General features: G+C 66.9%; 24 protein-coding genes and 1 tRNA gene. 7 read left to right on the top strand and 18 right to left on the bottom strand.

The window, feature by feature from the left end; translation table 11 throughout:
- Position 1: 1 nt before the first annotated feature.
- Complete coding sequence (locus tag ACO2Q5_RS19135) at positions 2–1,087, top strand: ABC transporter ATP-binding protein (RefSeq protein ID WP_423293996.1); 1,086 nt, start codon at positions 2–4, stop codon at positions 1,085–1,087.
- A 53-nt stretch (positions 1,088–1,140) separates the two neighbouring features.
- Here ACO2Q5_RS19135 and speB read toward each other — a convergent pair whose 3' ends face one another.
- Positions 1,141–2,094, bottom strand: coding sequence for an agmatinase (speB, locus tag ACO2Q5_RS19140; RefSeq protein ID WP_423293998.1), 954 nt, complete (start codon positions 2,092–2,094; stop codon positions 1,141–1,143).
- Positions 2,095–2,220: 126 nt separating this feature from the next.
- On the opposite strand from speB, the gene ACO2Q5_RS19145 reads away from it, so the two are divergent.
- Positions 2,221–3,219, top strand: coding sequence for a tellurium resistance protein (locus ACO2Q5_RS19145; RefSeq protein ID WP_423294000.1), 999 nt, complete (start codon positions 2,221–2,223; stop codon positions 3,217–3,219).
- 3 nt (positions 3,220–3,222) lie between these two features.
- Here ACO2Q5_RS19145 and ACO2Q5_RS19150 read toward each other — a convergent pair whose 3' ends face one another.
- Together ACO2Q5_RS19150 and ACO2Q5_RS19155 are read right to left on the bottom strand one after the other, a co-directional pair.
- The gene (locus ACO2Q5_RS19150; protein ID WP_423294002.1) at positions 3,223–3,882 is read right to left on the bottom strand and encodes an alpha/beta hydrolase; all 660 of its coding nucleotides are present in this window, start codon (positions 3,880–3,882) and stop codon (positions 3,223–3,225) included.
- Positions 3,879–4,511 (bottom strand): DNA-3-methyladenine glycosylase family protein, encoded by a 633-nt coding sequence (locus ACO2Q5_RS19155; RefSeq protein WP_423294004.1) that lies wholly within the window; start codon positions 4,509–4,511, stop codon positions 3,879–3,881. The genes ACO2Q5_RS19150 and ACO2Q5_RS19155 overlap by 4 nt, the downstream gene beginning before the upstream one ends.
- A gap of 121 nt (positions 4,512–4,632) precedes the next feature.
- On the opposite strand from ACO2Q5_RS19155, the gene ACO2Q5_RS19160 reads away from it, so the two are divergent.
- Positions 4,633–5,832, top strand: a complete 1,200-nt coding sequence (locus tag ACO2Q5_RS19160) for an MFS transporter (RefSeq protein WP_423294006.1) — start codon at positions 4,633–4,635, stop codon at positions 5,830–5,832.
- 3 nt (positions 5,833–5,835) lie between these two features.
- On the opposite strand, the gene ACO2Q5_RS19165 is transcribed toward ACO2Q5_RS19160, so the two are convergent.
- The 4 genes from ACO2Q5_RS19165 to cysS are packed head-to-tail and all read right to left on the bottom strand — an operon-like array spanning position 5,836 to position 10,512.
- Positions 5,836–6,609 (bottom strand): squalene/phytoene synthase family protein, encoded by a 774-nt coding sequence (locus tag ACO2Q5_RS19165; protein WP_423294008.1) that lies wholly within the window; start codon positions 6,607–6,609, stop codon positions 5,836–5,838.
- Positions 6,606–7,307, bottom strand: a complete 702-nt coding sequence (locus ACO2Q5_RS19170; protein WP_423294010.1) for a class I SAM-dependent methyltransferase — start codon at positions 7,305–7,307, stop codon at positions 6,606–6,608. Before ACO2Q5_RS19170 ends, ACO2Q5_RS19165 begins: the two co-directional genes overlap by 4 nt.
- Positions 7,304–9,028: a citramalate synthase gene (cimA, locus tag ACO2Q5_RS19175; RefSeq protein ID WP_423294012.1), complete on the bottom strand. Its 1,725-nt coding sequence runs from the start codon at positions 9,026–9,028 to the stop codon at positions 7,304–7,306. Before cimA ends, ACO2Q5_RS19170 begins: the two co-directional genes overlap by 4 nt.
- Positions 9,028–10,512 carry a cysteine--tRNA ligase gene (gene cysS, locus ACO2Q5_RS19180; protein ID WP_423294114.1) on the bottom strand — a complete coding sequence of 495 codons (1,485 nt, stop codon included), beginning with the start codon at positions 10,510–10,512 and terminating at the stop codon, positions 9,028–9,030. The genes cimA and cysS overlap by 1 nt, the downstream gene beginning before the upstream one ends.
- A gap of 186 nt (positions 10,513–10,698) precedes the next feature.
- Here cysS and ACO2Q5_RS19185 point away from each other — a divergent pair, with 186 nt between their 5' ends.
- Positions 10,699–11,046 (top strand): MmcQ/YjbR family DNA-binding protein, encoded by a 348-nt coding sequence (locus ACO2Q5_RS19185; protein WP_423294014.1) that lies wholly within the window; start codon positions 10,699–10,701, stop codon positions 11,044–11,046.
- A gap of 56 nt (positions 11,047–11,102) precedes the next feature.
- Positions 11,103–12,488: a pyridoxal phosphate-dependent decarboxylase family protein gene (locus tag ACO2Q5_RS19190; RefSeq protein WP_423294016.1), complete on the top strand. Its 1,386-nt coding sequence runs from the start codon at positions 11,103–11,105 to the stop codon at positions 12,486–12,488.
- A 48-nt stretch (positions 12,489–12,536) separates the two neighbouring features.
- On the opposite strand, the gene ACO2Q5_RS19195 is transcribed toward ACO2Q5_RS19190, so the two are convergent.
- The 8 genes from ACO2Q5_RS19195 to ACO2Q5_RS19230 form a co-directional block, all read right to left on the bottom strand.
- Entirely contained in the window at positions 12,537–12,890 is a 354-nt protein-coding gene (locus ACO2Q5_RS19195) for a RidA family protein (RefSeq protein WP_423294018.1), read from the bottom strand.
- 51 nt (positions 12,891–12,941) lie between these two features.
- Entirely contained in the window at positions 12,942–13,253 is a 312-nt protein-coding gene (locus ACO2Q5_RS19200) for a hypothetical protein (protein WP_423294020.1), read from the bottom strand.
- 242 nt (positions 13,254–13,495) lie between these two features.
- A tRNA-Gly gene (locus tag ACO2Q5_RS19205) sits at positions 13,496–13,569 on the bottom strand.
- A 49-nt stretch (positions 13,570–13,618) separates the two neighbouring features.
- On the bottom strand, positions 13,619–15,271 hold the full coding sequence (locus ACO2Q5_RS19210) for a vWA domain-containing protein (protein WP_423294022.1): 1,653 nt from the start codon (positions 15,269–15,271) through the stop codon (positions 13,619–13,621).
- Positions 15,272–15,511: 240 nt separating this feature from the next.
- On the bottom strand, positions 15,512–16,057 hold the full coding sequence (locus ACO2Q5_RS19215) for a fasciclin domain-containing protein (protein WP_423294024.1): 546 nt from the start codon (positions 16,055–16,057) through the stop codon (positions 15,512–15,514).
- 106 nt (positions 16,058–16,163) lie between these two features.
- Positions 16,164–16,823 carry an anti-sigma factor gene (locus ACO2Q5_RS19220; protein WP_423294026.1) on the bottom strand — a complete coding sequence of 220 codons (660 nt, stop codon included), beginning with the start codon at positions 16,821–16,823 and terminating at the stop codon, positions 16,164–16,166.
- Positions 16,820–17,356 carry a sigma-70 family RNA polymerase sigma factor gene (locus ACO2Q5_RS19225; protein WP_423294028.1) on the bottom strand — a complete coding sequence of 179 codons (537 nt, stop codon included), beginning with the start codon at positions 17,354–17,356 and terminating at the stop codon, positions 16,820–16,822. Before ACO2Q5_RS19225 ends, ACO2Q5_RS19220 begins: the two co-directional genes overlap by 4 nt.
- Positions 17,357–17,446: 90 nt before the next feature.
- Entirely contained in the window at positions 17,447–19,486 is a 2,040-nt protein-coding gene (locus ACO2Q5_RS19230) for an ASKHA domain-containing protein (RefSeq protein ID WP_423294030.1), read from the bottom strand.
- 219 nt (positions 19,487–19,705) lie between these two features.
- Here ACO2Q5_RS19230 and ACO2Q5_RS19235 point away from each other — a divergent pair, with 219 nt between their 5' ends.
- Both ACO2Q5_RS19235 and ACO2Q5_RS19240 read left to right on the top strand, forming a co-directional pair.
- Complete coding sequence (locus tag ACO2Q5_RS19235) at positions 19,706–21,508, top strand: ABC-F family ATP-binding cassette domain-containing protein (RefSeq protein ID WP_423294032.1); 1,803 nt, start codon at positions 19,706–19,708, stop codon at positions 21,506–21,508.
- A gap of 193 nt (positions 21,509–21,701) precedes the next feature.
- Entirely contained in the window at positions 21,702–22,298 is a 597-nt protein-coding gene (locus ACO2Q5_RS19240; RefSeq protein WP_423294034.1) for an outer membrane protein, read from the top strand.
- A gap of 57 nt (positions 22,299–22,355) precedes the next feature.
- On the opposite strand, the gene pgi is transcribed toward ACO2Q5_RS19240, so the two are convergent.
- The 3 genes from pgi to zwf are packed head-to-tail and all read right to left on the bottom strand — an operon-like array spanning position 22,356 to position 26,099.
- Complete coding sequence (gene pgi / locus ACO2Q5_RS19245; protein WP_423294036.1) at positions 22,356–23,960, bottom strand: glucose-6-phosphate isomerase; 1,605 nt, start codon at positions 23,958–23,960, stop codon at positions 22,356–22,358.
- Between the two features lie 13 nt (positions 23,961–23,973).
- Positions 23,974–24,648, bottom strand: coding sequence for a 6-phosphogluconolactonase (pgl, locus tag ACO2Q5_RS19250; RefSeq protein ID WP_423294038.1), 675 nt, complete (start codon positions 24,646–24,648; stop codon positions 23,974–23,976).
- The gene (gene zwf, locus ACO2Q5_RS19255) at positions 24,645–26,099 is read right to left on the bottom strand and encodes a glucose-6-phosphate dehydrogenase (RefSeq protein WP_423294040.1); all 1,455 of its coding nucleotides are present in this window, start codon (positions 26,097–26,099) and stop codon (positions 24,645–24,647) included. The genes pgl and zwf overlap by 4 nt, the downstream gene beginning before the upstream one ends.
- Positions 26,100–26,167: the final 68 nt, after the last annotated feature.

Here is a 26,167-nt window from a genome sequence, read left to right on the forward strand (position 1 = left end):
CATGGCCGATCTGAAACTGACCGGAGTCGAAAAGGCCTATGGCGAGGTCAAGGTCCTGCGCGACATCAACCTTGATATCAAAACGGGCGAGCTGATCGTCTTCGTCGGCCCCTCGGGCTGCGGCAAGTCCACGCTTCTGCGGATGATCGCCGGGCTGGAAAAGATCACCGGCGGCACCTTCACCATTGATGGCGAGCGGATGAACGATGTACCGCCCGCGCAGCGCGGCATCGCCATGGTGTTCCAGTCCTATGCGCTGTACCCGCATATGACGGTGCGCGACAACATGGCCTTCGCGCTGAAGATCGCCAAGAAGCCGCAGGCCGAGATTGACGCCGCCATCGAAAAGGCGGCGCGGATCCTGCAGCTGACACCCTATCTGGACCGTCTGCCCAAGGCGCTGTCGGGCGGGCAGCGGCAGCGGGTGGCCATCGGGCGTAGCATCGTGCGCGACCCCAAGGTCTATCTCTTCGACGAACCGCTCTCCAATCTGGACGCCGCCCTGCGCGTCGCCACCCGGATCGAGATTGCGCAGCTGAAAGAGCAGATGCCCAATTCCACCATGGTCTATGTGACCCATGATCAGGTGGAGGCGATGACGCTGGCCAGCCGCATCGTGGTGCTGGCGGGCGGCGGGATCGCGCAGGTCGGCACGCCCTTGGAGCTGTATGAGCGGCCCGAGAATGAATTCGTGGCCCAGTTCATCGGCAGCCCCGCGATGAACCTGACCGCCGGAGAGGTGGTGGCCACCGGCGCGCAGACCACGATCCGGCTGGAAAACGGCGGAACCGCCGTGTCGATCGTGCCGACCGCTGCGGCCGATCTGGGGCTGAAGGTCAATGTCGGCGTCCGGCCCGAGGATCTGGTCGAGGCGACGGGCGCCGCGATCTTTGAAGGCACGGTCGAAATCACCGAAGCTTTGGGCGAGGTGACGCTGCTCTACCTGAAGCGCGACGCCAAGGGTTCGCAGGTCATCGCCAAGCTACCCGGCATCCGGCCCGAGCTGCGCCATTCCACCGTCCGGCTGACCGCCGACCCGGCAAAGGTGCATCTCTTCACCGGCGGCAAATCGCTGCTCTACCGCTGAGGTGCGCGGGCCGCCCCGACGGGCGGCCCCTGCTCCGGCCTATTTCCCCCGATTCACTTCCCCCGGGCGTGGAAGATGAAGCCAAGGAAGTTCAGCAGGACCTGCGCGGCCAGAATGGCGGTGCTGCCGGTGTGGTCATAATCCGGCGCCACCTCCACCAGATCTATCCCCACGACCTCATGCCGTTGGGCCACCTGCTGCAGGATCTCCAGCACCTCATAATACAAAAACCCGCCATGCGAGGGCGTGCCGGTTCCCGGCGCGATTGAGGGGCAAAAGCCGTCGATGTCGATGGTCACATACAGACGCGCGTCCTTCGGGATGCGGTCCACCACGCCCATCGTGCCCAGCTTGCGCACCTGCCGCACCGACAGGATGTCGTCGCCCATGGCCCGCGCGGCCTCATACCCGTCTTTCGCGGTCGAACTGACGTTGCGGATGCCAAGCGCGGTGATCCCGGTCACATAGTCCTTCTCGGCCGCCCGCCGCATCGGATTGCCGTGGCCGTGCCGCACGCCATGGCGCACATCGACGAAATCCAGATGCGCGTCGATCTGCAGAATATGGATCGGCCCGCGGCCTTCGAAGGCGCGGATACAGGGGATGTTGACCGAATGGTCGCCCCCCAGCACCACCGGCAGCGCCCCCGCATCCAGAATGGCGCGCACCCCGGTTTCGATATTGGCGTGGCTCTTTTCGGTGTCGGTATGGACGATATCGGCATCGCCAATGTCCACGATGCTGACCTCCGGCCCCAGATAGGTGGCGCCATCCTCATGGTCATAGGCGCCCGCATGTCCGAACGAGAACAGCGTCGAGGCTTCGCGGATGCCGCGCGGCCCGAAGCGCGCGCCCGCCCGGAACTGGGTGCCAAAGTCGAAAGGCGCGCCAAGCACCGCCACATCGGCCCGGATCGCCGACCAGTCGGCCTGATAGGGCCGCTTGCCGAAGGTGGAAATCCCCACGAAGGGCAGGTTCAGCCGCCCGGTGTCATAGCTGTTGGTCATGGTCCGTCCCTGTTCTGGTTGCCGCCATCGTGGCCGCGGCCCGGGGCGCTGGCAAGTCTGCCTGCGGCATCGCAGGGCCTTGCCGCGGCAGGCCGGATCGGATGATCTGGCGCGCAGGAGATGCCCATGACGCCCGACCCCACCATCCGCCCGCGCCGTTATCCACCGCCGGAGTTTCCGCCGCGCCGCCCGAAGCTGTTCGCAAAGACGCCGCCCGCGATCTTTCCACCGATCCTTGGCCTTCTGGGGCTGGTGCTGGCCTTGCGTGCGGGGCTGGCGCATCTGGGCCTGCCCTCGGCGCCCGCCGATCTACTGGCCGGGCTGGTCATACCGCTCTGGGCCTTTGCGGCGCTGGCCTATGCGATGAAACTTGCCCGCCGCCCCGCCGTGATGGCCGAGGATCTGCGGGTGATGCCCGCCCGCGCCGGACTGGCGGCGGCCACCATGGGCGGGATGACCTCGGCCGGGCTGCTGGCGCCCTATGCGCCCGATGCGGCGCTGGCGCTGCTTTGGGCGGCGCTGGTCCTGCACGGGGTCGTGGCTGCCATGATCGTCCGCACCCTTCTGACCCTCCCGCCCGAGGCGCGGGGGGTGAACCCCGGCTGGCACATGATCTTTGTGGGTTTCATCGTCGGTGGGCTGTCGGCGGCCCTGATGGGGCAGACGGCGCTGGCGCAGGTCCTTCTCTGGGCCATGCTGGGGCCCGCAGTGCTGATCTGGGCCGTCAGTCTGAATCAGCTGCGGCTTGGCAGCCCGCCCGCACCGCTGCGCCCGATGCTGGCGATCCATATCGCGCCTGCCGCGCTTCTGGGCAGCGTGGCCTCGGTCACCGGCCCGGCGGAGCTGGCCACGGGGCTTAGCGTTCTGGCGCTGGCAATTCTGGCAACCCTGCTGGTCAGCCTGCGCTGGATCACCGCGGCAGGGTTCAGCCCGCTCTGGGCCGCCTTCACCTTTCCGCTGACCGCTGCGGCGGGGGCGCTGATCCGGCAGGGCGGGCTTTTGGCCGATCTGGGGCTGGGGTTGCTGGGGCTGGCGCTGATTGCGGTGCCGCTGATCGCATGGCAGGTGCTGCGGCGCTGGCCGGGCGGGCAACTGGCCGCCCGCACCAATACGGCCGAGGCCTGAGGCTTAGCCCGGCAGCCGCTCCTTCAGAAAGCCAAGCGCCGCGCCCAGACCATCGGGCGCGATGCCGTGGCCGGTGCCTTTCATGACATGGCCGTAGGTTTCGAACCCGGCCGCCACCAGCGCATTCCCTGCCGCCGACATATCGGCAAAGGGCACCACCGGGTCCTCATCGCCGTGGATCAGCAGAACCGGCGGTTTCACCCGCAGCTGCGCCTGCAACAGCTCGGGCGCCAGCAACCGACCGGAAATGGCAACGATCGCCGCCACCGGCGCAGCACGGCGCGGCGCAACATGCAGGGACATCATCGCGCCTTGGGAAAAGCCCACCAGCGCCACAGCCTCCGGCCCCACGCCCTCATCGGCCATGCGGGCATCAAGGAAACCGTTCAGATCCTCCGCCGCGGCGACAAGGCCCTGTTTCGCCGCCTCTTCGCTGGACCCGTCCAGCCAGGGGATCGGAAACCATTGCCGCCCGAACGGGTTGCCGGTACAGGGCTCCGGCCCGTCCGGCGCCACGAAGGCCGCGCCCGGCAGATGCATGCCCAGAACATCGGCCAGACCCAGCAGATCCGCACCATCCGCACCATAGCCATGGACGAACACCACCAGCGAGGTCGCCTTGCCCTGCGCCACGCCCTTGCGGCCGAATTTCAGTTCCCTCATGCCATGATCCCTTCGCGGCCCCTGTCCACCCGGTAGTAGGCCCAGAGCAGCCGCGCCGCAACCGCACGCCACGGACGCCAGTCCTCGGACAAAGCCCGCAGCGCCTTTTCCGTGGGCCGCGCCTCCAGCGTGAACAGCGCCCGCGCCGCCTCCTGCAGGGCCAGATCGCCGGGGGCAAAGACATCGGCGCGGCCAAGCGCGAACATCGCGTAGATCTCCGCCGTCCAACGCCCGATGCCCGGCAAGGCCACCAGCGTCGCCACCACCTGATCCGAAGGCGCCGCGCGCAGGCCTTCATAATCCAGCCGCGCCTGCGCCAAAGCCAGCGCATAGCGCGCCTTCTGCCGCGACAGGCCCGCGGCGCGCAAAGCGTGATCATCGGCGGCGGCCACCGCCGCTTCTTCCACCAGACCCGCCGCGGCCATCCGCGCCCGGATCGCCCGCGCCGACGCCACCGAAACCTGCTGGCCGATGATCGCATCCAGAAGGGCCGCAAACCCGTCCGGCTGGCGGCGCAACGGCAAAGGGCCGGTCAGCGCCAGCGCCGCGGCAAAGCGCGGATCCTGCGCAGAAAGCCACGCGGCCCCTTCGGCCACGCAGGCGTCGGTCATGATGATACGTTCGTCCATGGCGGCAGATCGCCACGTTCCGCCCCCGCGCACAAGGTGCTGCGGCGTTTTTCCGCAATTTCCGGGCTTGCCCTTCCCATGGGGGAAGGAATTACTCCGCCTCATGACCGGGACAGAACAAATGCACTCCGATTCCCTCGCCCGCCGCAATGTGGCGGTGCTGGTGGCCGCGCAGGCCATCCTTGGCGCCCAGATGCCCATGATCTTCACCGTGGCGGGCCTCGCCGGGCAGACATTGGCGCCGAACGCCTGCCTTGCCACGCTGCCGATCTCGATGGCGGTGCTTGGCTCGATGCTGACGGCCACGCCGATCTCGGCCCTGATGCAGCGGTGGGGCCGGGCCGCGGGCTTTGCCATGGGGGCCGCGGGCGGCGCCGCAGGGGGCGCGCTTGGCGCCTGGGGGCTTTACACCGGCAGTTTCGTGATCTTCTGCCTTGGCGCCCTTCTGACCGGCATCTACATGAGCGCGCAGGGTTTCTACCGCTTTGCCGCCGCCGATACCGCGTCCGAGACGTTCCGGCCCAAGGCGATTTCATGGGTCATGGCGGGCGGGCTTCTCTCTGCCGTCTTCGGCCCGCAACTGGTGACGGCCACCGCCGATGCCTATGTGATCCCCTTCCTTGGCACCTATCTTGCGGTGATCGTGCTGAACATCGTCGGCGTCGGGCTGTTCGCCTTCCTGCGCATCCCGAAGCCCCAGGAAACAGGGGGCCACGGCACCGGCCGCAGCCGGAGAGAGCTGGTGCGCAATCCGGTCATCGCCGTCGCGATGATCTGCGCCACCGTCTCTTACGCGCTGATGAACCTTGTCATGACCTCGTCCCCGCTGGCCGTGGTGGGCTGCGGCTTTGACAAATCGGATGCGGCCAATGTCGTCTCGTCCCACGTCCTTGCGATGTATCTGCCCAGCTTCTTCACCGGACATCTGATCGCGCGGTTCGGGGTGGAAAAGATCATCGCCCTTGGCCTTGTCATCCTGGCCGGGGCCGGGGCCGTCGCCATGGCGGGGGTGGAGCTGGAGAATTTCTTTCTGGCCCTGATCCTTTTGGGCCTTGGCTGGAACTTCGGCTTCATCGGCGCCACGACCATGCTGACCATGGCGCAAAAGCCCGAGGAACGCGGCCGCCTTCAGGGGCTGAATGACATGGTGGTCTTCGGCGGGGTCACGCTGGCCTCGCTGTCGTCGGGCGGGCTGATGAACTGCTCGGGCGGCACGGTGCAATCGGGCTGGCAGCTGGTGAACATGGCCATGCTGCCGTTCCTGATCCTGGCAGGCGGCGCGCTGATCTGGCTGGCCTTGCGTCCAAAGGAAACGCGCTGAGGGTTACCAGCGCCCGGTGAAGGCCTGCCGCAGCAGGCCCCACCGGCGGGCGAATTCCGACAGCTGCAACCGCCCCTCGGCCACCGCCGCCGGATCTTCGGCCGCCAGCCGCAACAGCGGCCCGGCCTGCCACCCGGCCAGCAGTGCAGGCGCCGCCCCGCGCGGCAGCGTCCGCCGCGCAGCCTGCGCCGCAGCCAGCCGCACCAGCCCCTGCCGCGCCAAGGCGGCCACCGCCTCCAGCCCGTCTTCGGGCAAGGGCGCCCTGCCCCGCGCCACCAGTTCCGGCACCGCGCGCAGGTAATTGGCCAACCCCGAGGCCCAGCCATAGCCCCGCACTGCGGCCTCCGCCCCATCCGGCGCGCCAAGGGCGCGGGCGGCCAGCCACATCAGCCCCCCGCCGGTGTCTTCCAGAAACTCCTCCAGCGCGGCGGTGCTGACGAAAGGCTCCGCCCAGGCATCATGCCGCCGCGCCGCGATCAGCCGGTCCAGCACCGGCAGCGGCAGCCCCGCCTCCCGGATCAGCCGTTGCAACGGGCCTGCCACCTCATGCGCGCGGTCTGGACCGGCGGGGGCCGCCTCCACCACCTCGCGCCACCATTGCAGGCGCATCTCGGCGATCATCGCCTCTTTGGTGACCCAGGGCGCGCGCGCCACCTCAAGGTTGAAGGCGTAAAGCGGGAACAGCCTTTCGCGTGCCCAGACCGGCGCCGCCATCACGGCGAGATACCGCTCCGGGTCGCTGCGTTCGACCAGCGCGGCACATTCCGCCACGCTCATGCCGGGACCGCCACGGTCAGGTAATAGCCGTAATCGCCGCCATGATCGCGCCAAAGGTCGATCTCGGCCTGCGTAGCGTCCAGAACGGCGGCCAGTTCGGAATCCGCGCCGGGGCGCAGTTCCGCCACCCGTTCGGACAGCGGCCCGTAATAGGCCGCCCAGGCCGCCTCACCCAGCCAGCGCGCGCCGCGCACCCGCCAGCCCGCGGCCTCCAGCCGGGACAGATGGCCGGGCAGATCGCACATGCCGGGATAGTCGCGGTCCCAGAAGGCGCGGGCCTGCGGCGCAGGCCGCGGGTTGCGCCAGAGGCAATCGGAAAAGGCCACCGCCCCGCCGGGCCGCAGATGCCCCGCCCATGCCGCCAGCGCCGTCCGTACGCCCGGCCCATAGGCCGCCCCGGCCGACCAGATCAGATCAAAACTGCCCACGGGCGCCAGCATGTCGCCCACCACCGCATCGGCCTCGGGCACATCCGCCCGAACCCGCGCGATGAAGGGTTCGTGCAGGTCCATCCCCACCAGCGCCGCCCCCGGGCGCAGATCGCGCAGCACCGCCAGATCAGCCCCCGGCCCGCAGCCCGCATCCAGAATACGCGCGCGCGCAGGCGTTCCCGCCACCTCCAGCGCCCAAGCCAGGCTTTCCGCATCGCCCGGCGCCTCGCGCGGCAAGCCGTGGTGCAGCTCGAAAAACGCTTTCACCGCAACGCCTCCGCCACTGCGGGCGCGCCCACATCGCGGATCAGCTTCCACTGCACCGCATCCAGCAGCGCCTCGAAACTCGCGTCCACGATATTCGGGCTGACCCCCACGGTGGACCAGCGGCGACCCTGCCCGTCTTCGCTGTCGATGATAACGCGGGTGACGGCCTCAGTCCCGCCCTGGGTGATCCGCACCTTGAAATCCACAAGCTTCATATCGTCGATCACGTCCTGATAGGGACCCAGATCCTTGGCCAAAGCCTTGGACAGCGCATTCACCGGGCCGCGGTCGGCGCCTTCCTCATCCAGCGAATCCGAGACGGACATCATCTTCTGCCCCGCCACCTTCACCTCGACCACCGCCTCCGACAGGCTGACCGGCCGCCCGTCAGGGCCGCGACGGCGTTCCACCGTCACCCGGTAGCGCTTCACCTCAAAGAACTCCGGGCAGAGCCCCAGTTCCCGCCGCGCCACCAGCTCGAAACTGGCCTGCGCGCCGTCATAGGCATAGCCCTGATCCTCGCGCGCCTTGACCCCCTCAAGGATGCGCGCCAGCCGCCGGTCCTTGGGATCGACCTCGATCCCGGCCTGCGCCAACCGCGCGCGCAGGTTGGACTGCCCGGCCTGATTGCTCATCGGGATGACGCGCTGGTTGCCCACCACATCGGGGGCGATATGCTCATAGGTAGTGGGGTCCTTCAGGATCGCACTAGCATGCAGCCCCGCCTTATGGGCAAAGGCGCTGGCGCCCACATAGGGGGCCGAGCGCAGGGGCACCCGGTTCAGGATATCGTCCAGCATGCGGCTGGTCTTCACCAGCCCGCGCAAAGCCTCGTCCGACACGCCGGTCTCGAACCGGCTGGCGAAGGGTTCTTTCCGCAAAAGCGTGGGGATCAGCGTCACAAGGTTCGCATTGCCGCAGCGTTCGCCCAGACCGTTCAGCGTGCCCTGAATCTGCCGCGCCCCCGCCAGCACCGCGGCCAGCGAATTGGCCACCGCATTGCCGGTGTCATCGTGGCAATGGATGCCCAGCCGGTTGCCCGGAAGGCCCGCGGCGATCACCTGCTCCACCACCTGCCCCACCTCCGCCGGAAGGGTGCCGCCATTGGTGTCGCAAAGCACGATCCAGCGCGCGCCCTCGTCCAGCGCGGCGCGCAGGCAGGACAGTGCATAATCGGGGTTGGCGCGAAAGCCGTCGAAGAAATGCTCGGCATCGAACAGGGCCTCGCGCCCCTGCGCCACCAGATGCGCGACCGAGGCCGCGATATTCGCCCGGTTCTCCTCCAGCGAGATGCCAAGCGCGGTGGTCACATGAAACTCATGCGTCTTGCCCACCAGACAGACCGCGGGCGTCCCCGCATTCATCACCGCCGCCAGCACATCGTCATTCGCGGCGGAAATCCCGGCGCGTTTCGTCATGCCAAAGGCGGTCATCGTCGCGCGCAGCTTCGGCGCCGCGGCGAAGAAATCGCTGTCGGTCGGATTGGCCCCGGGCCAGCCGCCCTCGACATAATCCACCCCAAGCGCATCCAGCGCCCGCGCGATCTGTACCTTCTCGGCCGAGGAAAACTGCACGCCTTGGGTCTGCTGGCCGTCGCGAAGGGTGGTGTCGAACAGCGACAACCGCTCCCTGCCGGACGCCGCCCCTGCCCCTTCCTCTTGACCCAAATACTCTCGGGGGGTCCGGGGGGCAGAAAGCCCCCCGCTGCCTGCCGGTTCCATCAGAGAAGCGCCTCCAGTTTGGCGGGATCGAAGTCCGCGCCGGTCATCAGGCGGATGCCACTCCGCTCCATGAGAACATCCACCCCGACCGACGCGAGTGCAGCTTTCTTCGCGTCCAGCTTTGAAAAGTCTTTTGTTTCCTTTGCTTCGGTCCAGAGAGCGGTCAACTGGACCGAAAGATTCGCGAAAGGAGATTTTCCGCGAGCCTTAATAATCCCCATCAATGCAAGGTAATCCCTGTCTTTAGCGAGTTGCTCGTACCAAGTCTTTACATCGAAGCCCAATAGAAGCTGCGAAGCATAGATGTCGGCCTTCCGTTCTCCGACATTGGCCTTGCCGATACGCTGCTCAACTTCTTTCGGGGCCAAAAGCGAAAGAGCCAGACTGGTGTTCAGATCATCAGAAAGGGCCTCGACAATCCATGGAAGGGGGGTCCCTGGGACCAAAGTCGAGAGGTCATCATCCATGCTGCCAAGCATGAGGAACATTCGCGACAACGCTGCCCGCGCTTCAACTGTCTTGCGATGCGTCCAGTCCATCGGGCTACGGTAGTGGCTGCTCAGAAGGACATAGCGGATCACCTCGCCGGGATAGCTTCTGTCCAGCAAATCCCGTACCGTAAAGAAATTGCCCAGGGATTTGGACATCTTCTTCCCCTCGACCTGCAGCATCTCATTATGCAGCCAGACGCGCGCAAATTCGCCGTGGGGGTGGGCGCAGCAGCTTTGGGCGATTTCGTTTTCGTGGTGGGGGAATTGCAGGTCCAGCCCGCCGCCGTGGATGTCGAAGCTTTCGCCCAGCAATTCGCGGCTCATGGCGCTGCATTCGATGTGCCAGCCGGGGCGGCCGCGGCCCCAGGGGCTGTCCCATCCCGGCAGCGCGTCATCCGACGGCTTCCACAGGACGAAATCCATCGGGTCTTCCTTGAAGGGCGCCACCTCGACCCTTGCGCCCGCGATCATGTCATCCACGCTGCGCCCCGACAGTGCGCCATAGTCCTTGTAGGACCGCACGCGGAACAGGACATGGCCCTCTTTCGCATAGGCATGGCCGCCGTCGATCAGCGTCTGGATCATCGCCACCATCGGGCCGATATATTCCGTCGCCCGCGGCTCATGGTCCGGGCGCAGCGCACCAAGCGCATCCATATCGGCGTGATACCAGGCGATGGTCTCTTCCGTGCGCCCGCGGATCAGCTCTTCCAGCGTGCCGGGGGCGCCCGCCTGCTGGCGGCGCAGGGCCTCAGCGTTGATCTTGTCATCCACGTCGGTGAAGTTGCGGACATAGGTCACATGATCGGCGCCATAGACATGCCGCAACAGCCGGTAGAGCGTGTCGAACACCACCACGGGGCGCGCATTGCCCAGATGCGCGCGGTCATAGACCGTCGGCCCGCAGACATACATCCGCACGTTTTTCGGATCGAGGGGGGTAAAGTCCTCTTTCCGGCGGGTCTTGGAATTGGTCAGGCGGATCGTCACCATGGTGTCCTCACGCGGCAGGCGTTGCCCGCGCGGGGGATCGGCTGTTCCTTGGGGGACAAGACGAAGCGCCCGCGCGACCGAAGTCAGCGGGTAATGCAGCAGATGCAGGTGTTGCGCAATGTCGTCATGCCCTTGGCGATAGCGCATTCCCGTTGCCGCGCCAAGCGATTCCGGCAAGGATGGCGCATGTCCGGTGATCCCCGCGCCTTCGTCAACGCCACCTGCCGCGCCCTGCCCGGGGCCGAATGGTCAGACCCGTGGGGCGGCGGCCATGATGCGTGGAAGGTGGGGGGCAAGCTTTTCGCCGTCATCGGCGCGGTCGAAGGTCACGGCGTTTCGGTCAAATGCACGGATGTGGACACCGCCCGCCTGCTGATCGACATGGGCCGGGCCGAACGCGCACCCTATTTCCACGCAAGCTGGGTGCGGCTGCCCTGGGGGCTGGTCCCGGAGGAAGAGATCGCCGAACGGATCGCCACCTCCTACGCGCTGATCCGCGCCAGCCTGCCGAAGAAGGTGCAGGCCGCCCTTTGACAGGGGTTGCGGCGCCTGCCCCGCCATGACCTTCTGCCCCGCAGGGAGAGGCCAACATGAACCATGACGAGCTGAACATCTGGTCCAAACGCGCGGCCGACTGGGCGCGGGACTACCATGCCGGGCTGCGCGACCGCCCCGTCCGCGCCCCTCTGGTGCCCGGACAGGTGGCAAGCGCCCTGCCCGCCACGCCCCCGGACGGACCCGAACCGATGGAGGCGATCTGGGACGATTTCACCCGGCTGGTCCCCGATGCCATGACCCATTGGCAGCATCCCCGGTTCTTTGCCTATTTCCCCGCCAATGCGGCACCCGCCTCGATGCTGGCGGCGCAGCTCGCCAATGCCATGGCCGCGCAGGGCATGCTGTGGCAGACCTCTCCCGCCGCGACCGAGATGGAACAGGTGATGATCGGCTGGCTGGCGCAGGCCGTGGGGCTGCCGGAGGGGTTCACCGGCACGCTGCATGACAGCGCGACCACCGCCACCCTGTCCGCCGTGCTGACCATGCGGGAACAGGCGCTTGGGCATGAGGGGCTGGTGAAGGGCCTGTCCGGCATGCCCCGGCTGCGGCTTTATGCCAGTGCCGAGACGCATTCCAGCGTGGACAAGGCAGCGCGCCTGTCAGGCATCGGGCAGGAGAACCTGGTGAAGGTGCCGACCGACACCAGCCTGTCGATGGACCCCGCCCTGCTGGACGCCGCGATCCGCGCCGATCTGGCGGCAGGCTTCCGGCCCTGCGGCGTGGTCCTTTGCGCGGGCGGCACCTCGGTCGGGGCCTTCGACCGGATCGGCGCCTGCATCGCCGTGGCCAAGGCCCATGGCCTGCCGGTCCATGTCGATGCCGCATGGGCCGGATCGGCGATGATCTGCCCCGAGTTCCGCCCCCTTTGGGCCGGAGTCGAAGGCGCGGATTCGGTGATCTTCAACCCGCATAAATGGCTGGGCGCGCAATTCGACTGCGCGGTGCAGTTCCTGCGCGATCCGGGGCCGCAGGTCCGCACCCTTGGCCTGCGCCCGGCCTATCTGGAAACCGCGGGGCGCGAAGAGATCGTGAATTTCAACGAATGGACGGTGCCGCTTGGCCGCCCGTTCCGCGCGCTGAAACTGTGGTTCCTGATCCGCGCCTATGGGCTGGAGGGGCTACGCGCCCGCATCCGCAACCATGTGGCCTGGGCCGTCGAAGCCTGCAACGCGCTGCGGGCACAGCCCGGGGTGGAGATCGTGACGGAGCCGTCGCTGTCCCTGTTCACCTTCGCCCTGGCGGAGGAAGCCGCGACGGCGGCACTGCTGGAGGCGATCAACGACGATGGCCGCATCTACCTGACGCCCACGCGGCACCGGGGACGTCTGGTCATCCGGGTGCAGGTGGGCCAGTTCGACTGCACGCGCACGGATGTCATGGAAATCCCCGCAACCGTGGCCCGGCTGCGGGGCGTGTAATCTGTCAGGACCGGACGGCGAAACCCTCGCCCGCCGGTCCTGCCGGCATCACTTCAGCGCGGCAGTCACGATGACCTCGACCTTGTATTCCGGTGCGGCCAGCTTCGCCTCACCCGTGGCGCGGGCGGGGGTGTGGCCCTGCGGCACCCAGGAATCCCAGACAGCGTTCATTTCGGCAAAGGCGGAAATATCCGCCAGCCAGATCTGCGCCGAAAGGATACGGGTCTTGTCGGTGCCCGCCTCGGCCAGAATGCGGTCCACCTCGGCCAGGCACTGGCGGGTCTGATCGGCCACGCTGTCGCCCGGATTGCCCACCTGCCCCGCCAGCCAGACGATGCCGTTGTAGGACACGGCTTCCGACATGCGGGGGCCGGTGCCGATGCGCTTGATCTCGGTCGACATGGAAATCTCCTTCAGGGTTCTGTCGCCCCGGGGATAGCCGAGCAGGCCGGGTCAGTCCAGCGGGCGGCAGGTGAAGCTGTCGCCCGAGACCGGCGAAAACCACGCCATCGTGCCATCGGGGTTCATGCCCAAAGACAGCTGATAGTCATCCGCAAAGGTCAGCGTATAGGTCTGGCCATCCTGCGCCACGTCCAGAATCTCCATCGGCGCCTCGCCCGGGTCATAGGTGGTGGCGGAGAAACTGAATTCCCCCACCTCGCAATCCCACCGGCCAATGAATGGATAAGAGGTCGGCCCCTCCGTCATCTCGGCTGAGGCCGGGGCCGCAACCGCGGCAAGAAGAAGGGCAAGGATCGCGCGCATGGACGAAGGCTTTCTGGTGAAGGTCTGCCCCCGGAATATCAGCGTGACAGGCCGCTTCGCAACGCCTGCCATGGCCCGCCGCCGCCCCCCCGGCAAGCACCCGCCCATCAAAGCGACGGCCGCCTTGGCACCGGATTGCAGGCGACATGATCACGACCAACTCCGCCGGCGCGGCGCGCGGGGACAAGCCCGTCAACCGGCCGTGGCTGCAAGCGGAAAAAGACATCTGCGGCGGGAGGGGATGGAGCGGGTGAAGGGAATCGAACCCTCGTATTCAGCTTGGGAAGCTGCTGCTCTACCATTGAGCTACACCCGCATGCGCCCCGACCTAAGCCATGGCCGGGGCAAGGTCAAGCGGCCTGCCGTCACTTCAGCGCCAGTTCCACCCGCTCTCCGGCCTTGACGGTGAAGGGCGTTTCGGTGTGGGCGCCGTTCAGGTCCATCGCCGCGATATAATCCCCGGCGGGCAGCGTGGTCTGCCATTCGGGGCCATAGCCATAGCCATGGGCGCTGCGGTTGCCCTGGATGTCCTTCGCCGCCGACAGCACCTCGACATAGCCGCCCTGCGGGAAGGCGAAGGCCACGACGCCCGCGTTCAGCAGGACCTTCACATCATTGCGCTGGCCCGTGGCGATGGTGAACGGCGTCTCGACCCGGGTGCCGCCCAGCTCCACCACCGCCACGTAGTCACCGGGCGGCAGGTCGAACTGCACGCCATCGCCGTAATTGTAGGCCACGGAGTCGCGGTTGCCCTCGATATCCTTTTCGGCCCGCAGGATTTCCACATATTGCCCGGCATCCCCGGCGGCCAGCGTTTCGGTATAAAAGCTGGTGACCACCGCCAGCCCCACCCCCAGAACCACCGTCTTGACCGTCACCTGTCCGGCCTCGATCACCACCGTATCATCGGCTTTGGCCGCCCCCAGTTGGGCGTGAAGCGCGAATTCCCCGACCGGGAACACCCGATAGACCTGACCATAGCCGCTTTCGGTCACATCATCCGGCCCGTCGATCTGGAAGAACCCGTCAGGATCGGGGGTGCCGCCCTCGGTCGCCAGAACCTTCAGGTCCAGAATGCCCGCCTCCATCACCACGAGGGGCTGCGACAGTTCGGACGCCGGGCCGATCTCGACCTCCTGTTCGACCATGGCCTCATGCAGGGTGGTGCGCAGAAGATATTTGCCCGGCGCGAGCTGGCCCGTGGTGCCGCCGTAGATCGTATAGGACTGATCGGTCGGCGTGCCGTCGGCGGCCAGCGTGATGAAGTTGAAGATGGCATCCCGCAGCACACGCTCTTCCGGCTCCGGGCCGCCGGGCACCAGATAAAGCACAGGATCGACGTTGTTTTCCAGTGCAGCAGGGGCCGGCGGCGGCTCCGGTGCGGGGGGCGGTTCGGGCGGGGCCTGAACCACAGTGGTCTTCAGCGCCTCGACCAGCTGGCCCGCATCGCCGGCCTGAATGTATTTACCCCCGGTATTCTCGGCCAGACAGGCCACAGCACGGCCTTCATCCGCGGTAAGGCCGAAGCCCACCACATGGGCGGTGAAATCCACGCCCGACGCCTCCAGCTCGGTGCCAAGGGCGCAGGGATCGGCGGCGCAGGTCTCGATCCCGTCGGTGATCAGGATGACGGTCGCCTTCTCTTCGGTCGAACGCAGGTCGCCCGCCGCCTGCCGCACCGCCTCGGTCAGCGGGGTCTTGCCCTGAAATTTCATCGCATTGGCCGCGTCGATGATGGCCTGTGCCGTGCCCTGCCCGGGCGGCACCACCAGTTCGATGTCGCTGCAATCCCCGCGTGAACGATGGCCATAGGCCATCAGCCCGATCTCGGTTTCCGCAGGCAGGCCCGAGAGCACATCGGCCAGCGCAGACCGCGCGATTTCAAGCTTCGGCTTGCCGTCGATCTGGCCCCACATCGAGCCGGAGGCGTCCAAGACAATGATCGACCGTCCTTCCGCCCCCGCGGCCCAAGGCGACAGCGCCGCCACTGCAACCGCCAATGCCTGCAAAATCCGCATCCCGAACCTCCACTCTTCAAAATATGCGCAAAGAGTGAAGCAAGCCCACAAGCCCCGTCAAGCGCGCAGGATCCCGGACCAGAGAGACCAGCGCCCTCCCGCAAAAGACAGCGGCGCGGGGAGAGGACCCGCGCCGCCGCCCCGAACGGGGGTTTGCTGCCTGCTGCCTGGCGCACCCATAGGGGCATGGGGTGCGCGCACCGGCATGGGCCGGCCCCGTCCGGGGCCTTGCCTCTGCGATCACATGGCCGGAAGCAGCACGGTGTCGATCACATGGATCACGCCGTTCGACTGTTTTACATCGGCAATGGTGACCGTGGCCACATTGCCCTGACCGTCCTTGATCATGATCTTGCCGTCCTTCTCCATCGCGGTGAATTCGCAGCCGCCCACGGTCTTGATCGTGTGCATGCCGCCGTCATCGGCGATCATCTTGCCGATGTCCGCCGCCATCGCATTGGCGGCCACCACATGGCAGGTCAGGATCTTGACCAGCTGATCCTTGTTTTCCGGCTTCAGCAGGGTTTCGACCGTGCCCGCGGGCAGCTTGGCAAAGGCTTCGTTCGTGGGGGCGAAAACGGTGAACGGGCCCGGACCCGACAGGGTTTCCGCCAGACCCGCGGCCTGCACCGCGGCCACCAGCGTGGTGTGATCGGCCGAGTTCACGGCGTTTTCGACGATGTTCTTGTCCTCGAACATCGGTGCGCCGCCCACCATCGGGTTTTCGGCCAGCGCGGGCGCGGCGGCGGTCAGGGCCAGAAGGGCAGCAATGCGGATCGCTTTCATCTTGGTCTCTCCCAGTGTTCCGGCGGGACTGTCCCGCCTGATGCCCGGAGATACGAAGGCCCCGAAGGCCGAGTTTCAGCAGCCGGAAAAAATCACGCAGCCGTGATCAGACGCCCACCTCACCCGCCGCGATGACAGGGCCGGTCGGGGCGCCGGTGGGGCTGCCGCCCAGAGGTTCCAGCGAAACGGCCAGCGTCCAGCCCGCAGGCGGGCGCGGCGCGGGGATAGGGTCTGCCCCGGCCAGCCCCAGCGAGACCGGAGCCGCGCCCGGCGCGATGGCCCAGACCTCATAGCTGTGGTCCGCATCCGCCGCGGCCCCTGCGGTCTGCCGCAGGATCAGCGCGCGGCCGTCATGATGCACCTCGAAGGCGACCCCAAGCGCATCCGCCGCGGCCAGCGAGGCGATGACAGGCGGCGCTTCGGGGGGGGCCGGTGGCAGGACCAGCAGAACGGCCACGCCCAGAACCGCAGCCGCCGCAGCGCCGGACAGCCAGCCCCACAGACCCGCACGGCGCGCGGGGCGCGGCGGATCGGGAAAAAGCCGCGCCTCGATCGCCTTCAGGTGATCCGGTGCCGGAACTTCGGCGTAATCCTCTGACAACGGGGCCAGACGGTCCTCCCACGCCTCCACCGCCGCGCGGAGAGCGCCATCGGTTTTCATACGCTGCTCGACCGCCATGCGCTCGGGCAGGTCAAGCACGCCCAGAACATATTCGGCGGCAAGGGCATCGGCCTCTTCGGCCGGGCTGAGCGGAAGATCGGTCATGCGTCGATGCACTCCTTCAGCCGAAGGAGGCTGCGCCGCAGCCATGTGCGCATCGTATTCAGGGGCACCGCATGGCGGGCGGCCAGTTCGACATAGGACAGCCCGTCCAGATAGGCGCCGCGCACAGCGGCGGCGCGGTCGGCCTCCAGCGTGGCAAAGCAATCGGCCACACGCCGCGCCTCTCCCATCGCCACCAGCCGGGTTTCGGCGCGGGGGCTGCGGTCGGGCGCGGTGTCGGGGTCAGTGTCGCCGAAATCCTCGGCCGGGCGGGCACGCAGCCGGTCGATGGCAAGGTTGCGCGTCAGGGTGATCAGCCAGGTCATGCCGCGGCCGCGGGCGGGATCGAACCGCCCGGCACGCAGCCAAACCCTGGTATAGACCTCCTGCAAGGCATCCTCCGCCTCATGTCGTTCCCGGAGGATACGGAGAAGCACGCCCATAAGTTTCGCCGAGGTGTCACGATAGAGGGCACGGAACGCCGCACGGTCCCCGGCGGCGCATCCTGCGATATGGGTGGCGACGGGGTCCTCCATGCCCGGCAAGATAGGCGGGCGGGCGAAACGGTCAAGCCCGCATCTGCCGCAGAGGGGCGGATTATCCTTGTCAGGGCCCCTGCCCTGCGGTCAGCCGCGGCGACGGCGGCGCCCGCCCTCTCCGCCCGAACCGCCGGTGTTGAAGGAGACATCGGGCAGCGTCACGATCTTCGACAGCTCCGGGAAAGTATCCACCGCATGGGGGATGGCGTTGGCATTGACGAAATGCTCCTGAAACCGCGGCTCGATGGCGGTCTCGACCTTGTGGATGTCATGGACCGTCCGCTCGATCCCGTCACGCGCGGCCCGGTTCAGAAGCGCGATCCGCGCGCCCGTCCCCGCCGCATTCCCCGCGCTGAACACACGGTCCAGCGGCACATCGGGGATCATCCCCAGAACCATTGCATGTTTCGCGCTGATATGCGCGCCAAAGGCTCCGGCCAGAACCACGCGGTCGACCTTGTCCACCCCCAGCTCATCCATCAGAAGGCGCGCGCCCGCATAAAGTGCGGATTTCGCCAGCTGGATCGCCCGGATATCGCCCTGCGTCACCGTGATCCGCGGCCCGCCCGTCGCGGTGCCGTCGTGGATCAGATAGCTGAAGGTCCGGCCATGCGGTTCGCAGCGGGCGGTCCCGGTCTGCTCCGACCCGCCGACCAGCCCGCCCGGATCGACAAGCCCCGCCATGCGCATCTCGGCCACCGCCTCGATGATGCCCGATCCGCAGATGCCGGTGATGCCGGTTTTCTGCGCCGCATCGGCAAAGCCCGGCTCGTCCGACCATGGCTCCACCCCGATGATGCGGAAGCGGGGTTCCTTGGTCACCGGGTCGATCTGCACCCGTTCGATGGCGCCGGGGGCGGCGCGCTGGCCGGAGCTGATCTGCGCGCCCTCAAAGGCCGGGCCGGTCGGGCTGGAACAGGCCAGCACCCGCGCCTCATTCCCGCACAGAAGCTCGGCATTGGTGCCCACATCCACGATCAGCACCATGTCCTTTGACTTCTGCGGCTCCTCGGCCAGCGCCACGGCGGCGCAATCGGCCCCGACATGGCCCGCGATGCAGGGCAGCACATAGACCCGCGCATTGCGGTTCAGGCTGGTCAGGTCCAGATCCCGCGCGTCGAGACTGAGCGAATCCGAGGTGGCCAGCGCAAAGGGCGCCTGCCCCAGCTCCACCGGATCCACCCCAAGGAACAGGTGGTGCATCACCGGATTGAAGACGATCGCCATCTCATAAATGGCCGAGGCCGCGATCCCGGCCTCCTGGGCGATGGTGCGGGACAGATGGTCAATCGCCTCACGCACGGCGCGGGTCATTTCCACATCGCCGCCGGGGTTCATCATCGCATAGGAAACGCGAGACATCAGATCCTCGCCAAAGCGGATTTGCGGGTTCATCAGCCCCGAGGAGGCCAGCACCCGGCCATCAGTCAGGCTGCAGAGATGCGCGGCGATGGTGGTGGAGCCGAGATCGACGGCAAGGCCATAAAGCGGCAGATCGTGGTATCCTGGGAAAATGTCCAGAATCCGGTGCGCGGCATCGTGGTTGCCCCGGTGCAGCACCACGGTCGCCTTCCATTCGCCCTTGCGCAGGACGGGCTGCAACCGGCGCAGCACGGAAAGATCGGCCTCCACCCCCTCGATCTGCCATTGCGCGGCAAGGGCGCGCTTCAGCCGTTCAAAATCGCCGGTGGGTTCCTCCATGTCCGGCTCCTGCACCTCGACGTAGAGGGCGCGGGTGGCCGGGTCCATGTCGATATGCCGCTCGGCCGCGGATTTGCGGATCACCTGCTTATGGACTTGGGATTCGGGCGGCACGTCGATGACCACGTCGCCCATCACCTTGGCCTGACATCCCAGACGCCGCCCCGCGGCCAGCCCGCGGATGCGGTTATAGCGATCCTCGACCGCGTTCCACTCGCTGAGGGCACCTTCGGCCACGGTCACGCCGTGCTTCGGAAATTCACCATATCCCGGGGTGATCTGGCATTTCGAACAGATGCCGCGTCCGCCGCAGACCGAATCGAGATCGACCCCCAGCTGCCGCGCCGCGGTCAGCACCGGCGTGCCAATGGCAAACCGCCCCCTTTTGCCCGAGGGGGTGAAGATCACGAGTGCATCGTCGGTCATGGCCATTCTCCTGCGCGCCCTTTGTTCTAGCGCGCCGCCGCGCCCCGGCAAGCGCGCGAAAGCGGCAGGTGGTGCCCGGTTTGCGGCTGTTGCGCCCGGATCAGACCGCAGGCCGGAGGGTTTTGCACCCTCCGGACCTCCCGCAGGATATTTATGAACAGATGAATGGGGGGAAGGCAGATTGACGGGGGCCGCCGGCCTTCGTAAGCGCAGGGCATCATGGCACGCGCACCCGTACTTCAGATTTCCGACGTTTCCCTGACCTTTGGCGGGAACCCCGTTTTCGACGGCCTTTCCCTGACCGTGCAGCCCGGAGACCGGGTGGCGCTGGTCGGGCGCAACGGCAGCGGCAAATCCACCCTGATGAAGGTGATGGCCGGGCTGGTGGAGCCCGACCGCGGCGGAAGGGTAATCCCGGCGGGCGTGACCGTGGGCTATATGGAGCAGGACCCGGACCTGTCCGGCTTTGAAACGCTGGGCGATTTCGCCGGATCGAACCTGCCCGAGGAAGAGCGCTATCGGCTGTCTGTCGTGGCGGAGGGGCTGAAGTTCAACCCCGACACCCCGGTCGCGACCGCAAGTGGCGGAGAGCGGCGGCGGGCGGCGCTGGCGAAGCTGCTGGCCGAGGCGCCGGAGCTGATGCTTCTGGACGAGCCGACCAACCATCTGGACATCCATGCCATCGAATGGCTGGAGAACGAGCTGCGCGAGACCCGGGCCGCCTTCGTGCTGATCAGCCACGACCGCGCCTTTCTGCGGGCGCTGACGCGGGCGGTGCTGTGGATCGACCGGGGCGAGGTGCGGCGGCGCGAGGCGGGGTTCGAAGGCTTCGAGGATTGGCGCGAGGACATCTGGGCGCAGGAGGACGAGGCCCGTCACAAGCTGGACCGCAAGATCAAGGCCGAGGCCCGCTGGGCCGTGGAGGGGATCAGCGCGCGCCGGAAGCGCAATCAGGGCCGGGTGCGGGCGCTGGCCGCACTGCGGGCGGAGCGGGCGGCGCAGATTCGGCGGCAGGGCACCGCGGCGCTTGGGCTGGATGCGGGGCCGGTCTCGGGCAAGCGGGTGATCGAGGCGGTGGACCTCACCAAACGTTACGGCGAGAAAACCATCGTGAAGGATTTCTCGCTGCGGGTCCTGCGCGGCGACCGGGTGGCTTTCGTCGGCCCGAACGGGGTGGGGAAGACCACGCTTCTGAAAATGCTGACGGGCGAGGTACTGCCGGACGCCGGTGCCGTGACGCTTGGCACCAATCTTGAGATCGCGGTCTTTGACCAGACCCGCAGCCGTCTGGACCCCGAGGCCAGCCTTTGGGAGAATCTGACCGGCGATCCGCTGATGGCGGTCTCGGGCGCCTCGGATCAGGTGATGGTGCGGGGCATGCCGAAGCATGTGGTCGGCTATCTGAAGGACTTTCTCTTTGACGAGCGGCAGGCCCGTGCGCCGGTCAAGGCGCTGTCCGGCGGAGAGAAGGCGCGGCTTTTGCTGGCCAAGATCATGGCCTTGCCGTCCAATCTTTTGATTCTGGACGAACCGACCAACGATCTGGATGTGGAAACGCTGGACCTGCTGCAGGATATTCTGGGCGAGTTCGACGGCACCGTCCTGCTGGTCAGCCACGACCGCGATTTCATCGACCGGGTGGCCACCGCCACCGTGGCGATGGAGGGGGATGGAAAGGCAAGCGTCTATCCCGGCGGCTGGTCGGATTACGTGGCGCAGCGCCCGGTGGCCGAGGAGCGGGCGGTGAAAGCCGCCGTGAAGGTCCCGGAGCCGAAGAAGGAGGAGGCGCCGAAGGGCAATGCCCTGTCCTTCACCGAGCGCAAGCGGCTGGACGATCTGCCGGGTCTGCTGGAACGGCTGGAAACCGAGATCGGCAAGCTGAACGACCTGCTGGCCCAGCCGGATCTTTTCACCAAGGAGCCGGTAAAATTCCGCAAAGCCAGTGACATGCTGGCCGAACGTCAGGCAGCCCTGGCAGCGGCGGAAGAGGAATGGATGGCGCTGGCCGAACGCGCCGGATGATCGGCAGCTTCCGGCCTGCGCATCCGGCCGGAAAGGCCGGTTTCCGCCCAAACTGAACCGAACCGTTCACTTCCTGTCACCGCTGCGTGAGGACGGGTTTTCCAGACCCCGCGGCGATGAAAGGTAGGGTCTGGCCGCAGCGAAGACCGCCCGGACGAGGGCGGCCCGGACGGCCCGAACAGGAGAACGACAGATGAAACGTATCGCATTGATCCTTGCCGCCAGCGGCGCGCTGGCCGCGCCCGCGCTGGCGGGGGGTCCGACCGTTGTGGTGACCGAGCCCGAGGTGGTTCCCGCGCCCGCGCCGGTCATCATGCAGCCGCAGGCCAACTGGGGCGGTTTCTACGGCGGTGTGCAGCTGGGCTATGGCGACGCGGATGCCGCCGGAAACAAGGGCAACGGCGGCACCTATGGCGTGCAGGCCGGCTATCGCTGGGATCTGGGCCAGACCGTGCTGGGCGTGGAAGGCGAATACAACAAGGCCGGCACCGGCCTGACCACCGCCGGGGACGAGCTGGACAGCGTGACCCGGCTGAAGCTGCAGGCCGGGTATGACCTTGGCCGCACGCTGGTTTATGCAACCGCAGGTGCGGCCCATGCCAAGGCCACCCTTGGCGGCAGCAGCCTGTCGGAAAACGGCTGGACCATTGGCGCGGGCCTTGACTACGCCGTCACCGACAACTGGACCATCGGCGGCGAGATCCTGGCCGACAAATTCGACAATTTCGGCGGTTCGGGCGTGGATCTGGACAACACCTCGGCCGCGCTGCGGATCAACTACAAGTTCTGACAATGAAACGCCCCGCCGTCCTTTCGGGCGGCGGGGCGTTTTGCAGGGGTCGCGGGCTCAGCCCTTCAGGAAGGCGACCAGCGCGGCGGTGGAGCCGTCCTTGCCTTCGGCGCCGGTCTTGCCCTCCAGCACGGGCTGCAGCGCCAGCGCCAGTTCCTTGCCCAGCTCCACCCCCCATTGGTCATAGGAGTTGATGCCGAGGATCACTCCCTCGACAAAGACCCGGTGTTCGTAAAGCGCGATGATCTGCCCCAGAACGAAGGGCGTCAGCCGGTCATAGGCCAGCGTGGTGGACGGACGGTTGCCCGGGAACACCCGGTGCCGCGCCTGCCGCTCCAGCTCGGCCCCCGTGACCCCCTTCTTCGCCATGATCGCCCGCGCCTCCTCAAGGCTGCGGCCGCGCAGCAGCGCCTCGGATTGCGCAAGGCAGTTCGCCACCAGAAGAAGGTGATGATGCGCCAGATCCGGCTCATGCCCGTGGCGGGCCACAAGGAATTCGCATGGCACCACCCGGGTGCCCTGATGGATCAGCTGATAGAAGGCATGCTGGCCATTGGTCCCCGGCTCTCCCCAGACCACGGGGCCGGAGTTCACCACAAGGGACGAGCCGTCCACCGCCACGCTCTTGCCGTTTGATTCCATTTCCAGCTGCTGGAGATAGGCGGGCAGCCGTGACAGGCGCTGGTCATAGGGCAGCACGGCACGGGTCGGGTGGCCGCAGATCTGGTTGTGCCAGATCCCCACAAGCGCCAGAATCACCGGCATGTTCTGCGCGAAACCGGCGGTCAGGAAATGCTGGTCCATCGCCCGGCCGCCGGCAAGGAATTCTCCGAACGCCTCCGGCCCGATGGCGATCATCAGAGACAGGCCGATCGGCCCCCACATCGAATAGCGCCCGCCCACCCAGTCTTCGAAACCGAAGACGCGCGAGGGGTCGATGCCATAGGCGGTGGTCTTGTCCAAAGCGGTGGAAACGGCGGCGAACTGCGCCGCCGGATCGGTGACACCGCCCGCCATCCAGCGCTTGGCGGTATCGGCATTGGTCATCGTCTCGATGGTGGTGAAGGTCTTGGAGGCGACGATCACCAGCGTCGTGGCCGGGTCCAGCCCCCGCAGCGTGTCATGCACATGCGCGCCATCCACGTTCGAGACATAATGCACCCGCGGCCCGTCGTGGAACGGTGCCAGCGCCAACGTGGCCATGGCCGGGCCAAGGTCCGACCCGCCGATCCCGATGTTCACCACATCGGTGATCCGCCCGCCCTGCCCCTGCACCACGCCGGACCGCACATCGCGCGCGAAAGCGGCCATCCTGACCAGACCGTCGCGGATCGCGGGCATCACATCCGTGCCATCGACAGAGATCACCGCCTCATCGCCCGCGCGCAGCGCCACATGCAGCACGGCGCGGCCCTCGGTGTCGTTGATCTTCTCGCCCCCGAACATCGCGCTGCGCTTTTCCGCCACGCCCGAACCCTCGGCCAGCCGCACAAGCAGATCGCGCGCCGTGGCGTCGATCCCGGTCTTCGACCAGTCGAACAGCATCCCGTCCGCCCGGACCGAGAACTGCGCGGCGCGGTCCGGGTCTTCAGCGAACAGCGACAGGATCGGCCGGCCGACGGTGGCGGCGTGATGGGAGAGAAGATCGCTCCACTTGCTCATATGCGGGATTTCCTTATTCGGCCCAATGGATGGTGGCCTGATCCAGCACGGCACGGATCGGGGCCTCTTCTGGCGGAAGCGTGGCCGCGCGCTGGATCGCCTCGCGCTTGGCCGTTCCGGTGATCAGCACATGGATGTTGAACGCCTCCCGCAGCACGGGGGCGGTCAGGGTGATACGGGGTTCCACCGCCGCAGCGGCCCGCATCGGCAAAAGAAGCGGCGCATGGGGCGACAGCCCTTCCGCCAGACGGTCGGCCCCGGGGAACAGGCTGGCCGTATGCATGTCGGCCCCCATCCCCAGCAGCAGCACCGAAAGCGGCAGATGCGGCGACAGTCCGGCCTCCAGCGCGGGCAGCGCCTCTTCGGGCGCGGCATGGCCAGGCAGATAAAGCGGGATCAGCCGCGCCTTGGCCGCGCGCCCCTTCAGCAGCCTTTCGCGCAGGAGGCGCGTGTTGGAGCGGTCAGAGTCTTCCGGCACCCAGCGTTCATCATTCAGCACGACCGAGACGAGGCCCCAGTCCAGATCCACCCCCGAGAGGATGTCGAAGACCGGCCCGGGCGAGGTGCCGCCGGGCACGGACAGCGTGGCCCGCCCCTCGCGCCGGATAAAATCCGCAAGCTGCCCGGCAATCGTATCGGCCAGTTTCAGATGCAGAAAATCGCGGTCGGGGTAGTCCTGAAAATTCATGCCTTGATCTCCCGCCAGCGCCGCCCGTCGCGGTGCATCAGCATCAGCGCATCCTCCGGCCCCGAGGTTCCGGGGTCATAGCCCTGCGGGCGGTGGCCGCGCGCCTCCCACCCTTCGATGATCGGATCGGTCCAGGCCCAGGCCGCCTCCACCTCATCGCCGCGCATGAACAGCGTCTGGTTGCCGCGGATCACATCCATGATCAGCCGCTCATAGGCGTCGGGCACATCCTGTGCCGCATCGCCAAGCGCATCGGCAAAGGACATGTCCAAAGGCACCTGCACCAGCCGCATGCCGCCCGGGCCCGGCTCCTTGATCATCACTTTCAGATTCATGCCTTCATCAGGTTGCAGCCGGATGACAAGCACATTCTCGCGCCAGCCGCGGTCATCGTCAAAGATCGAATGCGGCGGTTCCTTGAAGGTGATGGCGATTTCCGATTCCCGCGCCCGCAGCCTTTTGCCGGTGCGCAGGTAGAAGGGCGTGCCCTTCCAGCGCCAGTTCGAGATGTTCAGCTTCAGCGCAATATAGCTTTCGGTGCGGCTGTCGGGATTTTCCGAATGCTCGACATAGCTGCCTTCATCCCCGCCGGCCCGGTACTGGCCGCGGACGATATCTTCGGGGCGCACCGGGTCCAGCGCGCGGATCACCTTCAGCTTTTCATCGCGCACAGCATCGGGGTCAAAGTGATAGGGCGGCTCCATCGCGATCAGGCACAGAAGCTGCATCATGTGGTTCTGCACCATGTCCCGCATCGCGCCGGATTTGTCGTAATAGGCGCCACGACCGTTCACGCTGACCGTCTCGGCCACGGTGATCTGGACATGGTCGATGTATTCGGACTTCCACAAAGGCTCGAACAGGATATTGGCAAAGCGCACCGCCATCAGGTTCTGGACGGTCTCCTTGCCCAGATAGTGGTCGATCCGGTAGATCTGGCTTTCCGTGAAATGCTGCGCCAGCGTGGCGTTCAGCGCGCGCGCACTGGCCAGATCGCGGCCAAACGGCTTTTCCACCACGATCCGCGCCTGCGGCCCGGCGATTCCATGCAGCCGCAGCCGTTCCGCCAGATCGCCGAACAGGGCAGGCGCCACCGAGAAATAGAAGGCCTGCACCACATCGTCACGGATCAGCTCTTTCAGCCTGGCCCAGCCCGTTTCGCCCTTCGCGTCGATGGCGACATAGGCCAGACGGCCCAGAAATCCGGCAATGGCCGCGGCATCGCGCCGGGCGGCAGGCACGAATTCCTCGATCGCTTCGGCCACGGTCTTGCGGAATTCATCATCGGTCAGATCGCCCCGCGCGGCGCCGATCACCCGCGCATCGGGCGGCATCTGTCCGGCCAGATACCGCAGATAAAGCCCCGGAAGAATCTTGCGGCGGGCAAGGTCGCCGGTACCGCCAAAAACCACCAGATCGAAGGGTTCGACCGGAATGACACGCGAGACCATGGTTCCTCCGCGGCTATGTTAGCGCTAACGCAAGCCTTTTAGCGGCTGGCCCGGCCTCTGTCTAGCAT

Source organism: Neotabrizicola sp. VNH66, from assembly GCF_049445895.1.
Classification (GTDB): domain Bacteria; phylum Pseudomonadota; class Alphaproteobacteria; order Rhodobacterales; family Rhodobacteraceae; genus Pseudogemmobacter.

Excerpts from the sequence above, each read along its gene's own strand:
- ACO2Q5_RS19145 (WP_423294000.1), top strand. The coding sequence starts at position 2,221 with ATGACGCCCGACCCCACCATCCGCCCGCGCCGTTATCCACCGCCGGAG.
- ACO2Q5_RS19200 (WP_423294020.1), bottom strand. The coding sequence starts at position 13,253 with ATGCGCGCGATCCTTGCCCTTCTTCTTGCCGCGGTTGCGGCCCCGGCC.
- ACO2Q5_RS19220 (WP_423294026.1), bottom strand. The coding sequence starts at position 16,823 with ATGACCGATCTTCCGCTCAGCCCGGCCGAAGAGGCCGATGCCCTTGCC.
- ACO2Q5_RS19225 (WP_423294028.1), bottom strand. The coding sequence starts at position 17,356 with ATGGAGGACCCCGTCGCCACCCATATCGCAGGATGCGCCGCCGGGGAC.
- cimA (WP_423294012.1), bottom strand. The coding sequence starts at position 9,028 with ATGGAACCGGCAGGCAGCGGGGGGCTTTCTGCCCCCCGGACCCCCCGA.
- speB (WP_423293998.1), bottom strand. The coding sequence starts at position 2,094 with ATGACCAACAGCTATGACACCGGGCGGCTGAACCTGCCCTTCGTGGGG.
- ACO2Q5_RS19165 (WP_423294008.1), bottom strand. The coding sequence starts at position 6,609 with ATGAGCGTGGCGGAATGTGCCGCGCTGGTCGAACGCAGCGACCCGGAG.
- ACO2Q5_RS19230 (WP_423294030.1), bottom strand. The coding sequence starts at position 19,486 with ATGACCGACGATGCACTCGTGATCTTCACCCCCTCGGGCAAAAGGGGG.
- ACO2Q5_RS19160 (WP_423294006.1), top strand. The coding sequence starts at position 4,633 with ATGCACTCCGATTCCCTCGCCCGCCGCAATGTGGCGGTGCTGGTGGCC.
- pgl (WP_423294038.1), bottom strand. The coding sequence starts at position 24,648 with ATGAATTTTCAGGACTACCCCGACCGCGATTTTCTGCATCTGAAACTG.
- ACO2Q5_RS19240 (WP_423294034.1), top strand. The coding sequence starts at position 21,702 with ATGAAACGTATCGCATTGATCCTTGCCGCCAGCGGCGCGCTGGCCGCG.
- ACO2Q5_RS19155 (WP_423294004.1), bottom strand. The coding sequence starts at position 4,511 with ATGGACGAACGTATCATCATGACCGACGCCTGCGTGGCCGAAGGGGCC.
- ACO2Q5_RS19190 (WP_423294016.1), top strand. The coding sequence starts at position 11,103 with ATGAACCATGACGAGCTGAACATCTGGTCCAAACGCGCGGCCGACTGG.
- pgi (WP_423294036.1), bottom strand. The coding sequence starts at position 23,960 with ATGAGCAAGTGGAGCGATCTTCTCTCCCATCACGCCGCCACCGTCGGC.
- zwf (WP_423294040.1), bottom strand. The coding sequence starts at position 26,099 with ATGGTCTCGCGTGTCATTCCGGTCGAACCCTTCGATCTGGTGGTTTTT.
- ACO2Q5_RS19235 (WP_423294032.1), top strand. The coding sequence starts at position 19,706 with ATGGCACGCGCACCCGTACTTCAGATTTCCGACGTTTCCCTGACCTTT.
- ACO2Q5_RS19195 (WP_423294018.1), bottom strand. The coding sequence starts at position 12,890 with ATGTCGACCGAGATCAAGCGCATCGGCACCGGCCCCCGCATGTCGGAA.
- ACO2Q5_RS19210 (WP_423294022.1), bottom strand. The coding sequence starts at position 15,271 with ATGCGGATTTTGCAGGCATTGGCGGTTGCAGTGGCGGCGCTGTCGCCT.
- ACO2Q5_RS19215 (WP_423294024.1), bottom strand. The coding sequence starts at position 16,057 with ATGAAAGCGATCCGCATTGCTGCCCTTCTGGCCCTGACCGCCGCCGCG.
- cysS (WP_423294114.1), bottom strand. The coding sequence starts at position 10,512 with ATGGTGACGATCCGCCTGACCAATTCCAAGACCCGCCGGAAAGAGGAC.
- ACO2Q5_RS19150 (WP_423294002.1), bottom strand. The coding sequence starts at position 3,882 with ATGAGGGAACTGAAATTCGGCCGCAAGGGCGTGGCGCAGGGCAAGGCG.
- ACO2Q5_RS19135 (WP_423293996.1), top strand. The coding sequence starts at position 2 with ATGGCCGATCTGAAACTGACCGGAGTCGAAAAGGCCTATGGCGAGGTC.
- ACO2Q5_RS19185 (WP_423294014.1), top strand. The coding sequence starts at position 10,699 with ATGTCCGGTGATCCCCGCGCCTTCGTCAACGCCACCTGCCGCGCCCTG.